13 protein-coding genes are annotated in these 14660 nt (G+C 63.0%); all 13 read right to left on the reverse strand.

The genetic code is table 11. The features are described 5' to 3' along the window. Positions 1-5: 5 nt before the first annotated feature. The gene (gene rsmA, locus KOM00_RS10675; RefSeq protein WP_236026883.1) at positions 6-836 is read right to left on the reverse strand and encodes a 16S rRNA (adenine(1518)-N(6)/adenine(1519)-N(6))-dimethyltransferase RsmA; all 831 of its coding nucleotides are present in this window, start codon (positions 834-836) and stop codon (positions 6-8) included. After that, positions 836-1864, reverse strand: coding sequence for a tRNA (adenosine(37)-N6)-threonylcarbamoyltransferase complex transferase subunit TsaD (tsaD, locus tag KOM00_RS10680; RefSeq protein ID WP_216498904.1), 1029 nt, complete (start codon positions 1862-1864; stop codon positions 836-838). The genes rsmA and tsaD overlap by 1 nt, the downstream gene beginning before the upstream one ends. A gap of 66 nt (positions 1865-1930) precedes the next feature. After that, positions 1931-3250, reverse strand: coding sequence for a PhoH family protein (locus KOM00_RS10685; RefSeq protein WP_216498905.1), 1320 nt, complete (start codon positions 3248-3250; stop codon positions 1931-1933). A gap of 172 nt (positions 3251-3422) precedes the next feature. Further along, complete coding sequence (locus KOM00_RS10690; protein WP_216498906.1) at positions 3423-4559, reverse strand: aminotransferase class V-fold PLP-dependent enzyme; 1137 nt, start codon at positions 4557-4559, stop codon at positions 3423-3425. 53 nt (positions 4560-4612) lie between these two features. Continuing rightward, positions 4613-5596, reverse strand: coding sequence for a DHH family phosphoesterase (locus tag KOM00_RS10695; protein ID WP_216499085.1), 984 nt, complete (start codon positions 5594-5596; stop codon positions 4613-4615). Positions 5597-5766: 170 nt separating this feature from the next. Then, positions 5767-6069: a hypothetical protein gene (locus tag KOM00_RS10700; protein WP_236026885.1), complete on the reverse strand. Its 303-nt coding sequence runs from the start codon at positions 6067-6069 to the stop codon at positions 5767-5769. Between the two features lie 355 nt (positions 6070-6424). Beyond that, complete coding sequence (locus KOM00_RS10705; RefSeq protein WP_216498908.1) at positions 6425-9046, reverse strand: CBS domain-containing protein; 2622 nt, start codon at positions 9044-9046, stop codon at positions 6425-6427. Next, positions 9046-9846: an AmmeMemoRadiSam system protein B gene (gene amrB / locus KOM00_RS10710; RefSeq protein WP_216498909.1), complete on the reverse strand. Its 801-nt coding sequence runs from the start codon at positions 9844-9846 to the stop codon at positions 9046-9048. Before amrB ends, KOM00_RS10705 begins: the two co-directional genes overlap by 1 nt. A 65-nt stretch (positions 9847-9911) precedes the next feature. Continuing rightward, positions 9912-10562, reverse strand: a complete 651-nt coding sequence (scpB, locus tag KOM00_RS10715) for an SMC-Scp complex subunit ScpB (RefSeq protein ID WP_236026886.1) — start codon at positions 10560-10562, stop codon at positions 9912-9914. Positions 10563-10615: 53 nt separating this feature from the next. Next, positions 10616-11581 carry a segregation and condensation protein A gene (locus tag KOM00_RS10720; protein ID WP_236026887.1) on the reverse strand — a complete coding sequence of 322 codons (966 nt, stop codon included), beginning with the start codon at positions 11579-11581 and terminating at the stop codon, positions 10616-10618. Between the two features lie 138 nt (positions 11582-11719). Further along, a complete protein-coding gene (trpS, locus tag KOM00_RS10725) occupies positions 11720-12703 on the reverse strand; it encodes a tryptophan--tRNA ligase (RefSeq protein WP_216498910.1) in 984 nt (327 codons plus the stop codon). A 31-nt stretch (positions 12704-12734) separates the two neighbouring features. Beyond that, positions 12735-13418: a site-2 protease family protein gene (locus KOM00_RS10730; protein WP_216498911.1), complete on the reverse strand. Its 684-nt coding sequence runs from the start codon at positions 13416-13418 to the stop codon at positions 12735-12737. Positions 13419-13655: 237 nt separating this feature from the next. After that, on the reverse strand, positions 13656-14552 hold the full coding sequence (locus KOM00_RS10735; RefSeq protein WP_216498912.1) for a DMT family transporter: 897 nt from the start codon (positions 14550-14552) through the stop codon (positions 13656-13658). Positions 14553-14660 lie beyond the last annotated feature (108 nt).

The raw sequence follows: 14660 nt of genomic DNA on the forward strand, positions 1-14660 counted from the left end.
GGTGGTTATGCCAGAGTTTTCCCGGAGCACAAGTCCCTGGAAAGGGCGGCGAACTCTTCCAGCGACAGCGTTTCCCCGCGCCTGAGACCGTCGATGCCGCAGCGGGAAAGCGCGGCGCTCAGCGAGCCGTCACCGTCGTCGAAGCCGGTGGAGCGAAGCGAGTTCAAAAGGGTCTTCCTGCGCTGGTTGAAAGCCCCCTTGACCAGGCGGCGGAAGAGCTCCTCGTCGCCCACCTCGACCCGCGGTGCGGCCAGCGGGATGAAGCTGAGCACGGCCGAATCGACCTTGGGGACGGGACGGAAGGAGCCGGGCTTCACGATGAACTCGCGGCGGATGTCGAAGTGCAGCCGCAAAAGGACCGTGAGGGCGCCGTACTCCTTGCATGCGGCGGGGGCGGTCAGGCGGTCCCCCACCTCCTTTTGCAGCATGAGCACCAGGGATTCGAAGAGATCGCAGTGCTCCATGAACTTGAAGAGCACCTGCGACGAGATGTTGTAGGGGAGGTTCGCGGCGACCTTCCACTTCCTGCCGGGTGCCCGCGTGGTCAGGATCTGGGGCAGGTCCACCCTGAGAATGTCGCCGTGGCCGATCTCGACGCGGTCGTTGCCGGCGAACTCGGCGTGCAGCAACGGGATCAGTTCGCGGTCCCACTCGACCGCCACGAAGCGCGCGCCGCTGGCGACCAGGAGACGGGACAGCGCCCCCCGGCCCGGCCCCACCTCCAGGATGCAGTCGTCGCTGCCGGGAGCCACGCAGGAAACGATGCGGGAGAGCACGTTGTCGTCCACCAGGAAGTTCTGGCCGAACTCCTTTTTCGCCTTGATCTTCTTCTCCATCACATCCCTCCGGGGAAACGCGCCGAAAGCTTGTCCAGCGGCCAAACCGGCAGGGCGTCGAGATCGAAGCCGCTTTGATACCCGGCGCCGAGGTAGAAATCGCCGGGGACGGCGATCATGGCCGCGTTGTCGGCGCACAGGTTCGGAGAGGGGATGGAGAGTTCCACCCCGCTCGCCTGGGCGAATTCGGCCATGGAGCGGCGCAGGCCGCTGTTGCAGGCAACCCCGCCGGCCACAACCAGCCGCTTGATCCCGGTCGCGGCGACGGCCGCTGCGGTCTTCTTGGTGAGCACCTCGCAGACCGCGGCCTGGAAGGAGGCGGCCAAGTCGTTGATCCCCTGCTCCTTCGCCTCCGGGTGCTTGCCCACGTGGGTGAGCACCGCGGTCTTGAGCCCGGAAAAGCTGAAGTTGAAGGTGCCGTCGTGCAAAAGCGGGCGCGGGAACTTGATGGCCTGCGGGTCGCCGCCGGCCGCCAGGCGGTCGATGGCCACCCCGCCCGGGTAGGGAAGCCCGATCAGCTTGGCCACCTTGTCGAAGGCCTCGCCGGCGGCGTCGTCCACGGTCTGGCCGAGCGTCTGGTAGCGGCCGATGCCGTCGACCCGGTACAGGTGCGAGTGCCCACCCGACACGGCGAGCGCGATGAAGGGGAACTCGACCGGCCTCTCCAGGAAGACGGCCAGGAGGTGACCCTCGATGTGGTTCACCCCGACCAGAGGCAAGCCTCTCCCCAAAGAGAGTCCCTTGGCGGCGGAGATGCCGACCAGGAGCGCGCCGGCGAGCCCGGGCCCCTGGGTCACGGCGACCCCCTCGATGTCCGCGATCCCCACCCCCGCCTCCCGGAGCGCCTGCTCCACCACGAGGGACACCGCCTCCAGGTGCTGCCGCGAGGCAATCTCGGGAACCACCCCGCCGTACTCGGCATGGATGCTGATCTGGGAGGCCACGATGCTGGAGAGCACGTTCCTGCCGTCTTTCACCACCGCGGCCGCGGTTTCGTCACATGAAGATTCCAACGCAAGAAGAAGCATAAAAAAATAGAGAGGGCACCAGCAGCGTGCCCCCTTTTTTCTCCCATTCTGAAGTTTTCGGGTTGGTTACAGCAGGTTCGCCGCCAGCTCGGCCAGCTCGCTGCGTTCACCCTTGGTCATGGTTACGTGGCCGGAGATGGCCTGCTCTTTCAGGCGCTCCACCACGTAGGTGAGGCCGTTGCTTTCGGCGTCCACGTAGGGGTTGTCGATCTGGTACGGGTCGCCGGTCAGGATGATCTTGGTCCCCTCGCCGGCGCGGGTCACGATGGTCTTGATCTCGTGCGGGGTCAGGTTCTGCGCCTCGTCGACGATCATGTACTGGTTCGGTATGGAGCGCCCCCTTATGTAGGTGAGCGGCTCGATCTCCAGGATCCCCATCGCCATCAGCTCCTTGTACCCCTTGCTGTGGCGCTTCTCGCCTTCATGACCGCTCAAGAGGAGCTCGACGTTGTCAAAGATCGGCTGCATCCAGGGGGAGAGCTTCTCCTCGATGTCCCCGGGGAGGAAACCGAGGTCGCGCCCCATCGGGAACACCGGGCGCGATACCAGCAGGCGGTTGTAGACGTTCTCCTCGGCCGTCTTCTGCAGCCCGGCCGCGATGGCGAGGAGCGTCTTGCCGGTGCCGGCCTTGCCGACCAGGGTCACGATCTTGATGTTGTCGTCCAGAAGCGCGTCAAGCGCCAGGGACTGCTCCAGGTTCCTGGGGAACAGGCTCCAGACCCCTTCCTTGTCGAGCTTCCCAAGCGGCACCATCCTGCGGGAGACGTGGTCGAAGCGCCCCAGCGCACTGTGCGAGGGGTTCCCCGCCTCGGTGAGGAGCAGGTACTGGTTGGGGAGGTAGCCGTTGTCAATGTCCATCCACCCCTGCCCGTAGAAGCGATCGATCACATCTGCCCCGACCTCCAGCGTGGCGTAGCCGGTGTAGAGCTCGTCGATGGCGACCTTGTCGGATTCGTAATCCTGCGCCGCGAGTCCCAGGGCGTCGGCCTTGATGCGCAGGTTGGTGTCCTTGGTGACCAGGATGACCGGCATCTGCTTCTGGGATTCCATGAGATCCACAGCCACCGCCAGGATACGGTTGTCGCCCCGCTCCTCGCGCAACTCCGGGGGGAGCCGCTTCATCACCTTCTCTTCGTAGATCTCGATCTTCAGCGTCCCGCCGCTTTCCAGCGCGAGCCCCTGCGAGAGGGAGCCCTCCTTGCGGAAGGCGTCCATGAGACGGGAGACCTGGCGGGCGTTGCGGCCGGTCTCGTTCATGTCCTTCTTGAAACGGTCGATTTCCTCGATAACGGTGATGGGTATGATGATGGAGTTGTCTTCGAACTTGGTGAGAGCCTGCGGGTCGTACAGAAGCACATTTGTATCAAGAACATAGATTTTCTTCATATCCACTCCCTGTACGTTGCTGCCTTCAGAAAAAGCAAATACCTCATCCTTGACCAACAAAGCTGAACTTTTCGTAATATCCCCTTCCACGGCCTAAGCCGTCTGACACGTAATGGTTTGGACCAACCGGGTCCGCCTGAGCTGCCGGCCCCTCATGAGAGCGGCGCGAGTCTCATGATATTATCTCACGCAGCGCCTTAAGAAAAAAGTCGATATCCGATTCGGTATTGAAAAAGCCGGGGCTGACCCTGACGGTCCCCTCGGGGAAGCTGCCGATGCTGCGGTGCACGTCCGGTGCGCAATGCAGGCCCACCCGGACGCTGATGTCGTATTCGGCGTCGAGCAGGTAACCGAGGGCGGCCGGATCGTGCCCCTCTACGTTGAAGGAAACGGCGGCGCCGCGCTCCCCCTGCAGGGGGCCGTACAGTCGCACCCCGGCGATGCCGGAAAGCCCTTCCAGGAGCTGGCCGACCAGGGCCGTCTCCTTGGCGCGGATCACGTCGAGGCCGGTCGCCTCGACGAATTCGAGCCCCGCCTTCAGCCCGGCGATGGCCGGGGTGTTGATGGTGCCGCTCTCCAGCCGTTCGGGCATCTGCTCCGGGGGCTCGGGGGCGCTGGCGCTGCCGCCGGTTCCGCCCACCTGCAGAGGCTCCAGCGTGATGCCCTGGGCGACGGCCAGGATGCCGGTGCCGGGAGGGCCGTAGAGTCCCTTGTGGCCGGGCGCGGCCAGCAGGTCTATGCCCATTGCCTCCGCGTCGATCGGGAAGAATCCGGCGCTCTGCGCGGCGTCAACCAAAAAGAGCGCTCCCCCGCGGCGTGCGATGTGGGCGATTTCGGCGATGGGCTGGACCGCGCCGGTCACGTTGGAGCAGTGCGCGAGCGCCACCAGCCTCGTGTTGGGGAGCATGGCGCGGGCGATCTCCTGTTCCGATACCACGCCGCAGGGGTCGGACGCGACGAAAGTGACCTCGACGCCGCGCTTTGCGGCCAGGTGCAGCGGGCGCGACAACGCGTTGTGCTCGACGCTGGTGGAAACCACGTGGTCGCCGGGCTTTAGCAGTCCGAACACCGCGATGTTGATCGATTCCGTTGCGCTGTGGGTGAACACGAGGCGGGAGGAGTCCGAGACCCCGAAAAAGCGGGCTAGTGCGGAGCGTGCTTCAAAGACTATGCGGGCCGCGGCAAGCGACTGCCGGTACCCTCCCCGGCCCGGCGCAACACCGACTTCCCGCATGGCAGCATCCATCGCCTGATAGACGGCGTCCGGTTTTGGGAATGAAGTCGCTGCGTTATCTAGGAATACGGACATACCGTATTTACTAGCATTTTAAGGGGGCTTTGGCAACCGCTTTCATGAATTGTTTACGGGACTAACGCTAATGGTGGCTCGGTCACCTCGAGCTCGGCCAGGAACCTCTGCGTGAGCACCGCCTCGAGTTCTGGGACCCGCTCCAGGGAGACGTTGTCGACCTTCCCCCCCGCCATCATGCCATGCCCCCCGGCGGTTCCGATCCCCACCACCAGCTTGCGGATCAGCTCACCGGCGTTGATCTCCTCGCTGGTGGTCCGGATGGAGAGGACCAGCTCGTTGCTGTAGTGCCCCAGGCAAAGGACCGTCTCGGTTCCCTCGAGCCGTACCAGGAGATCGGCCAGCTCCGAGACCACCTCGGGGAACTGCACCCCGTCCAGCGAGGCTACCAGCACCTTGCCGTAGAGGTTGGCGTGCTCCAGGGCGCTATGCAGAGCGATGAAATATTCCCTGGGGAGGTTCGGGCGGGTGATGCTGTTCAACAGCGTCTTGTTGGCCAGGGGGAAGAGGACCAGGTAAGCGTCCCGATCGGGGCGGGTGGCCTCGCGTCCCAGGTCCTGGGTCTCGGACTTGATGGCATAGAAAAGCGCGGTGGCGAGCTTGGTCCCGAGCGAGACCCCCTGCACCTTCAGGTACTCGTAGAGGATCGTCGCGGTGGTGCCGTAGTTGGGACGGATATCGACCCAGCGGCAGGAGGCGCTCCCCTCGCGCATGGGATGGTGATCGATGACGATGTCGGCGCGCACTTCGGGAGGAAGCGAATTGTTGCCGGTGCCTGGCTGGGTGTCGAGCAGGCAGATCACCGGGAAGGCCTTGAGATCGATCAGCGGGAACGGTGTGAGCGGGATCTGCAGCAGCTTGGCCATGGCGAGGTTCTCGCTCCTGCCGATCATCCCTGAGAAGGCGATCACCGCCTCGCGGTTCAGCCGGACCGCGAACAGCTGCCTGAGGGCCATCGCAGAGGCGAGCGAGTCGGGGTCGGGATTGTCGTGCACCACGATGAGGATGCGTCCACGCCCGCTCACCCAAGTGAGCATGGCGTCGGTGTAGCAACGCAAGTCAGGCCGTGTTTCGATGTCCGTCAATGGGCACCCCCCGGTGTTTTGTTGCAAACTCGTGAAGTTTATACCACCCCGGGTGCAGGTGCAAAAAAAAAGGGAGGCATCGGCCTCCCGTTGGGTCTTGTTATATCGAGGGGATAGATCTGTTAGAACTTGCCGCGCAGCAACTCCGCCATGGCGACGATATTGCTCTGCCCCTTGGCGTTTGCTTCCCTGAATTCGGGGTGGATGGTGGGGATGGCGAACTTCACCTTGCCGTTTTCGTATTCCGCAAGGGACTTGGAGGTGGTGACCGCGCCGTAGACGGCACCGACGATGACACCGATACCCGCGCCGATGCCTACATTCTGCAGGTGGTCCCCGGGTTTGTCCGTGAAGGCGAGCATGGCCGCCCCGACCAGGCCACCGGCGAGACCGCCGTAGAAGGCATCTTCGAAGACAGTTTTCATAGCGTTTTCTTCTGCGAGACAGGGAGTTGCCATAGAAAGGAGGGTTATTACGACGACCACGGCGCGCTTCAGATTCTTCATACGGTCCCCTTTACCGGTTTATGCAGCAAACCGCCGAGACCGTTGCAAATCAGGGGCCAAAACCGGAACCAACCGCCACACAATAGCTAACCTGCCGGATTTAATAGATGATACAACGGACATCGGATAAAGAGGGGTAACGGGGGGGTTGGGGCAGCGTTCATTAATGTGCTGCAAACGCCTCACTTCACAGGCGCTTATGACAAAAAACGTTACTTCCCGGCATTTTACGTCACCACCGCTAAAAGACGGGACTGTGGCAAAAAAAACACAGCTAGGATCGCAGCTCGGCCACCAGCCGTAATTCATCCTCCTTGCTGGAGACCCTGCCGTTCATCCTCGCGCTCAGCACCGCATCCAAAAGCTCCCGGTAGAGAGGCCCTGGCTTTATGCCGATTTTCTTCAGGTCCTCGCCGCCAATCAGGGTGTGCATGCCGTGCAACTTCGTGAAGTAAAGGGAGATGCAGCGCTTGGTTTCGGGGTTGCCGCTTCTGGCCATGTGGTAAAGCAGGATCTCCACGGGAAGTCCGCACAGGGTGAAGTAGATCTCGCTGTTCTCCAGCCGCTCCTGCCGGGCCAGCTTGCGCTCCATCGCGCCGATCAGTTCCGCGCCCTGGCGCCGCGCCTCGGCCAAGTGCGCCCTCTGGTGCTCACCGACGGCGAGCCTGCTGCAGGTCGCCCAGAACTCCTCATACGAGAGCACCTCGCACAAGGCGAGGAAATACACAGCCCAACGCTCGTAGGGGCGTTCCAGGTACAAGAGGTCGAACCAGGAGACGACGTAGCGCACCTCCTCGAGTGCCGCCTGCAGCTCCGGCGTCAATTCGATAGACGGGTGGACGAAGCGCAAAAGTCCCAAGGACGCCATGCGACTGATCCCCTGCAGCGGTTCCTTTTCCCTCAGGATATGCACCAGCTCGGAGAGGAGCCTCCTCCCCCCCAGCTTCACCAGGAAGTCCATCTTCACCGCATTCTTGATCAGGTCCTCGGTGTGCCTGGCGATCTTGAAGTTGAGCCGCTGCTCGAAGCGGATGGCGCGGAACACCCGGGTCGGGTCCTCCACGAAGGAGAGGTTGTGCAGCACCCGGATCACCTTGGCCTGCAGGTCGCGGTAGGCGCCGAAGTAGTCGATCAGCTTGCCGAAGGACATGCTGTTGAGGGCGATGGCCAGGGTGTTCACGGTGAAATCGCGGCGGTACAGGTCCATCTTAAGCGAGGAGCGCTCAACGGTAGGAAGTGCCCCGGGCGAGACGTAGTACTCCAGCCTGGTGCTGGCAACGTCTATCTTGAACCCGTTGGGGAAGACGATCACCGCGGTGCCGAATTTCTCGTGGCTCTTGACTCGGCAGCCGAATTCGGCGGCGAAGGCCTCGGCGAAGAGGATACCGTCGCCGTCGACGGTCACGTCGACATCGGAATTCTGCTGTCCGAGCAACAGGTCGCGCACGAAGCCCCCCACCGCGTAGACCGGGAGATCGAGCCGGTCGCCGACCCGCCCAAGGTTGTGCAGGATCTCCACCGAGCTCTTGGGGAGGTAGCGCCTCATCATCCCCTCGACCTCGCGGTTCTTCACCTGGATGGCGTCGCGCGACAGGTCGTAGATCGCCTCGCTTCCCAGGCTGTAACGCAACAGGTCGGTGCGGGTGATCACCCCCACCAGTTGCCCCTGATCGAGAACCGGCACCAGCCGCGAGTCCCCCCCCACCATGTAGCTCTGGATCTCGCTGATCGGTGTCTCCGGCGTGGCCGAGTAGAACTCGGAGTGCATGTAGTCGGAAATCGGCACCGTGTTGAGGTTATGGTAGAGCGCCTTCTCCACCGTCTTCCGGGAAATGATGCCCAGCACCTGGTCACCGGAGAGGACCGGCATGGCGCTCACGTTGTAACGAACCAGCCGCTCGCGCGCCTCCTCGATAGTGCAGTCGGGGGGAAGGGTCTTTACCGGAAAAGACATGATGCTGCGCGCGACGCGTATGGGATCGACCCGCTTGCGCAGCACCGCCTCCAACTGTTCCAGCACCTGGATCAGGGTGAGCCCCCGCACCGTGGCCGACGCCGCCGTGGCGTGCCCTCCCCCCCCCAGCTCGCGCAGTATCTCCCCCACCCTCACCTCAGGGATGCGGCTGCGGGCGACAACGAAGACGCGGTCCTGCATCCCCACCACCAGGAACAGGACCTGCAGGTTCTCCATGTCGCGGATCATGTGCGCCAGCGAGGCGATGTCGCCTATGTAGCGGTCCACAGAGGCGTGCGCCACCGAGACGTCCACCCCTTTGAGCGAGCTGGTCTTCAGGGAGGTGAGGAGGTCGTTCAGAAGCGAGACCTGCTCCACGGTCAGCTCCCTGCCGATGGAGTCGGCGACCTCGTTCAGCTGGGCGCCCCGCTCCAGGAGCCAGGCGGCAACCGCGTAGTCCTCGGAGGTGGTCGAGGGGAAGGTGAGGTTGCCGGTGTCTTCGTGGATGCCGAGCATCATCAGGGTGGCTTCGGCGGGACTCACCTCGATGCCGCGCAGCATGAGGAGCGTGGCGAGAATCGTGGTGGTGGAGCCGCAGGGGCGGATGATGCCGCCGGCGGCCTTGAGGTCGCCGGAGCTGATCGGGTGGTGGTCGTAGATCAGCAGCTCGACTCCCTCTTTCTGGGCGAGCTCCCCGAATTTGGCGAGACGCGAGGAGTGCTGGCAGTCGACGACTATCAGGCGGGTTACGGCGGAGAAATCTACGTCCTTGATGCGCAAAGACTCAAATTCAGGATGGGGCGCCTTCTGGAAGAAGTCGCGCACCCCCTTTTCCTGTGCCCCGGAAAACACCAGGACTGCATCGGGATGGAGCTTTTTGGCAGCGACCATGGAACCGATGCAGTCGAAATCGGCGTTGACGTGGGTGGTGATTATCTCCATCAGGAAACCATGAGGGCGGCGTAGGCGACCACGCTGCGCAGGTCGCCGCTGACCTCGCCGCTGGTGGTGTAGTGCACCAGGCGGCAGGAGCTGGCACCCATGATCTTCGCCGCGACCAGGAGCGCGGTGGCCGGAATGACGCCGCACATGGTGATGTTCTTCTCGCGGCAGACCTTCAAGAGCCCCTCGGCATCCAGTTCGGCCAGCCGGGCCAGCGCCTGGTCGTCCTTCACCTTGGCAGCGGCAGCGGATTCGTAGTGGGTCATGTCGGAACTCGCCACGATGAGGACGTCCTCGCCGTAGGCCGCGATGGCACGGGCGATCCCCTCGCCCACCAGGGCGATGGAGGGGAAGTCGGGAAGCGCAAGGCAGAGGGCTGCGATGGAGACGCCGGGGTTTCGGTACTGGAGGAAAGGAACCTGGACTTCCAGGGAGTGCTCGAAGCGGTGGGCCAGCGGGTCCTCCCGGACCAGCGGGGCGTTTTCGAGGATAAGTTTCGACAGGCGCCGGTTCACCGGCACAGGGCCCAGCGGCGTGAGCCATTCGTTCTCGGGGGCGAGTGCGGCGGCCACACCGGCCCCGGTGTGGTTCGGCCCCAGAATCAGCACGGTGTCGGGTACCTGGACCGCGGCGTACACCTTGCCTGCTGCCTTGCCGGAATAGACATACCCCGCGTGCGGGGCGATGATCCCGATCGCTTTTTGCGTCTGCCCCTGCGGCATCATCTCTGCGAGCTCCTGGCGGAGCCGGTCGGGGTCGCCGGTGTAGAACTTACCAGCTACTGCAGGTTGCCGTACCATACCAGCCTCCTTTTGCGGAAATGCTAATGAACAGCGCACCAGGCAATATTCTAACTCAGCAGCGACTACCCTTCAACGAAGTCCAGCGAGTCAACCGAAACAACGGATTCAACCGGTTCGGCGGCAGCCAAGGATTCGGCAGCGACAGCGGATCCAAGCGGGAGCGCAGGTTGGTCAGCGAAGGGATCGGGCGGCACCAGTTCATGGATCTCCTTGAGGGTGGGAAGCTGGTTCAGGTCCTTCAGGCCGAACAGTTCCAGGAACTCGCGGCTGGTGCCGTAAATGAGCGGCTTGCCGGGGACGTCCTTCTTTCCCATGATGCGCAGCAGCTTCTTTTCCAGGAGGCTCTTCATCACACCGCCGGAATCGACGCCGCGCAGGTACTCGACCTCAGCACGGGTGATGGGCTGGCGATAGGCGACGATGGCGAGGGTTTCCAGGGCGGACTGGCTGAACTTGACCCCCTTGGTCTTGTTGAGCCTGCGAATGTAGTCGCCGTGCTCCGGGCGGCTTCTCAACTGGTAGCCGCCGGCAACCTGGATCAGCACGATGCCGCGCTCGGCGGTCTCGTACTCCTCGATCAGCTCGTCCAGCGCGGCGCGCAGGTCGGTTCGCTCGAACTCTTCCAGGATGCCCGCCAGCCGGTCCAGCGTGAGCGGCTGGTCGTGAACGAACAGGATGCTTTCAACGATTCCTTTTAGCGACTTTCCCGACAACAGATTCCTCCGTAAACCTAAAAAACCAAAAGCGGGCGAATGATCATTCGCCCCTACAGGTCGTCCTTCTGCGGCCCAGCCTCAGCCTCAGCCTCAGCCTCAGCCTCAGCCTCAGCCTCAGCCTCAGCCTCAGCCTCAGCCTCAGCCTCAGCCTCAGCCTCAGCCTCAGCCTCAGCCTCAGCCTCAGCATCAGTCTCAGTCTCAGCCTCGGCGTTTCCGCCTGCTTCATCCGCCGCCTCACCCTCTCCTTCCTCCTTGGCAGCAAGGTGGAGCCAGATGGAGCCCTGATTTTCCATCTGCACCACCTTGATCAGCTTCAGCTTGCAGAGTTCCAGGATGGAGAGAAAGGTGACCACCAGGAGGTCCCGCGTCATCCCGGTGTTGAAGAGCGCGTCGAAGCAGACCGTCTTCTCGGCATGCAGGACCGAGAGCACCTCGCCGATGCGGTCGGCGATGGAGATGCCGTCGGCCACCACGTCGTGGAAGGTGTCGACCGAGACACGGGCCAGCACCTTCTGGAAGGCCTCGATCAGCTCGAAGAGCTCGACGTCGGCCGGCTCGTCCACCGGTTCCAGCTCACCCAGCTCTGGGGAATCGAACTTGCGGGCGAAGACCTCGCGCCCCAGGAGGTTGCGGCAGTTGAGCATCTGCGAGACGTCGCGGTAGCGCTGGTATTCCAGGAGGCGCCGCACCAGCTCCGCACGCGGGTCCTCGACCTCGGCCTCGCCGTCCTCCTCCTGCGTCACCGGAAGGAGCATGCGCGACTTGATCTGCAGCAGCGTCGCCGCCATCACGAGGAACTCCCCGGCGATATCCAGGTTCAGCTCCTTCATGATCTCCATATAGTCGAGGTACTGCCTGGTGATGGCAGCGATGGGGATGTTGTAGATGTCCACCTCGTTCTTCTTGATGAGGTGGAGCAGGAGGTCCAACGGTCCCTCGAACTCCTCGATCTGCACCCGGTAAGACTGCTCCAGGGCCTCGGAGAAAAGGTTGCTTTGCATCTCTTCGAGTGACAAAAAAACTCCTACCGAATTACGTCTCGTGGTGTCAACGCCCTCATCCGCCCAATCGGGGCACCTCCCCCCAAAGGGAGAAGGGATGGACAGCCCTCGCCCTACGGGAGAGGCTGGCCGAAGGCCGGGTGAGTGAAGGTTCTAGACTTTAAGTGCGGCTCTGGCTTCGTCCATGGTCTGCTTGGCGACCACTTCGGCCTTGCGGCTACCTTCGGCGAGCACCTCTTCCACCAGGCCCGGCTTCTCGGTCAGTTCCACGCGCTTCTCGCGGAACGGCGCCAGGGTGTCCACCATGGCCTGGGCCAGGATCTTCTTGCAGTCTACGCAGCCAAGCTGGGCTCCGCGGCACCCCTCGACGATCTCGGCACGCTTTTCGGCGTCGACGTAGAGGGAATGCAGGGTGAAGGCTACACAGCGGTCAGGCTCGCCCGGATCGCGCTTGAAGGGGCGCAGCGTGTCGGTGACCATGGACATGACCTTTTTCCTGGTCTCCTCGGCGGTGTCGGAGAGGAATATAGCGTTGCCGTAGCTCTTGCTCATCTTGCGGCCGTCGATGCCGAGCACCTTGGGGGTCTCGGTCAGGAGCGCGGCCGGCTCCGGGAATACCTCACCGTAGAGGTAGTTGAAGCGGCGCGCGATCTCGCGGGTGATCTCGAGGTGCGGGATCTGGTCCTGCCCCACCGGCACGCGGGCCGCCTTGTACACGATGATGTCCGAGGCCATGAGCACCGGGTAACCGAGGAAGCCGAAGGTGGAGAGGTCCTTGGTGGTGAGGTTCTCCTGCATCTCCTTGTAGGTCGGGTTGCGCTCCAGCCAGGAGACCGGGGTGATCATGGAGAGGATCAGGTTCAGCTCAGCGTGCTGCGGCACCCGGCTCTGCTTGAAGATCACGCTCTGCTCGGGGTCGATTCCGAAAGCGAGCCAGTCGAGCACCATCTCGTTGATGCTGTCCTGGATACCGTCCGTGCTGGCGTACTCGGTGGTCAAGGAGTGCCAGTCGGCGGCGAAGAAGAAGCACTCGAAGTTGCGCTGCAATTCCATCCAGTTGGACAGAACCCCGTGGTAGTGCCCCAGGTGCAGCTTTCCGGTAGGTCTCATGCCGCTAACGATACGGTTGTTGCTCATAGAATCGAACTCCTTTTTGGATTCTGCTCCCCTACCCTTTCATCATGAGCTTGGTGACACCGAAGACCAGGTTCGCGTAAGGACCGGCCAAGAGGTGCACTCCGAAGTTGAGGGCGGGCGCAATGACGTAACTGAAGGCATTGGTGAAAAACACCAAGGCCACGATGATGATCATGCCGAACGGCTCCACCTTGGCGAGCGCCATGGAAGGTCCATACGGCAGCAGCCCGACGGCGACCCGCCCCCCGTCCAAAGGAGGAACGGGGATCAGGTTGAACACGCCGAGCAGCAGGTTGATGTAGACCGAGAACGCCAGCATCAGGGTGATAGGGTCCGCAAACGCGGCCACCATGGTCCCCTCGGCGGCACCCTGGGTGCCGGCTATCACGGCGCGCATGGCGAAGGCCGAGAAGGTCGCCAGGCAGAAATTGGTGATGGGGCCGGCGGCGGCGACCCAGATCATGTCCCTCTTGGGATGACGGAGGTTGCCGAAGTTGACCGGGACCGGCTTGGCCCAGCCGATCCCGACTACGAAGACCATCAACGTCCCGAGGATGTCGAGATGTTTGATCGGGTTGAGGGTCAGACGTCCCAGGGACCTCGCCGTGTTGTCGCCGAACTTGTCGGCGACGTAGCCGTGGGACACCTCGTGACAGGTAATTGCCATCAACGCAGGGACCAGCATGATGGACAACTTTATGAAGAACTGTTCCATGACGTCCTTTAAGCCGGGTTAGCTACAACCCCTATGTCTCTAGCAGATCGGTGTCGGAAAGTCAACGATAGCGGGCGATTGGGAGGGATAGTGCTTCCCTGTGTCCCCTCTCCCCCCGGGAGGGGGTGGCCGGAGGCCGGGTGAGGGCGGCACCAGCCGGATGTCTTGCCTGACGCAGCCCCCTCACCCCACCCCGCTCCCGGGGAAGAGGGAGAGTGGACGAAGGCCCAGGGACTCTTAAACTTCGGTGACCATCTCGTGCCGCACCTCGTGCCCCCACAGTTGGAGGATGAGGCCGCCAAAGAGCAGCACGGCACCGCCGAACCCCTGCAGTGGGGTGACCCGCTCGCCAAGCAGGATGACGGACAGGAGCACGGTGATGAGCGGCTCCAACATGCTGATGATGGAGGCGTTGGTGGCGCCGATCAGGCGCAGACCGGCGAAGAACCCCATGACGCCGAAAAGGGTCGGGAAGACGGCGATCCCGACGATGGAAAGCCAGCCCGTTGGGGTGAGGTCGAACACCAGTTCTCCCTTGACGAGGCCGTAAAGAAAGAAGGCCAACCCGGCTGCGGTGCAGACCCAGAGCGAAGTCACCATGGGATCGATGTTCTTGAGGATGCGGTTGCCAATGATGATGTAGCAGCTGTAGATCACTGCCGCCCCCAGGACGGAGAGCACCCCGGCAAGTCGCGCCCCTTCGAACGACGCCCCCAGCAGCAACACCAGCCCAACCGAGCAGACCACGAGCGCAATCCCCTTCGGCGCGTTGAAGCGTTCGTCCCCGACGATGAGAGCCAGGATGGTCACCAGGGCGGGATAGGTGTAAAGAAGCATCCCGGTGAGCGATGCAGGGAGGTAGTGGATGGCGTTGGCGTACAGCCCGGACATGCCGCCGTAGCCGATGGCACCCATCAGGATGAGCTGGACGGCGGTCCTGCGGTCCAGGCGGCAGTTGATGCCGCGAACGCGGAGGATGACGAAGAGAAAGATCCCGGCCAGGAGGAAGCGCCCCGCCAGTACCGTGCTGATGTTGGCGCCGCCGGCGAAGGCGCTTTTTATGAGGATGCCGAGCGTGGCGAAACCCGCCGCCGACGCGGCGATGAACCAGGCTCCCAGGTGCTTGTTGGTCATGAACGGAAGTCCTTGTTGATAAGTTCCTCCTCTCCCCGGAGGGGGGAGGTCGGGAGGGGGGAAGATGTCAGGCAGCGCGGGCGGAGTAGTCGAGCAGATCCGTCCGCT

The organism is Geomonas diazotrophica (genome assembly GCF_018919385.1).
Lineage (GTDB): Bacteria > Desulfobacterota > Desulfuromonadia > Geobacterales > Geobacteraceae > Geomonas > Geomonas diazotrophica.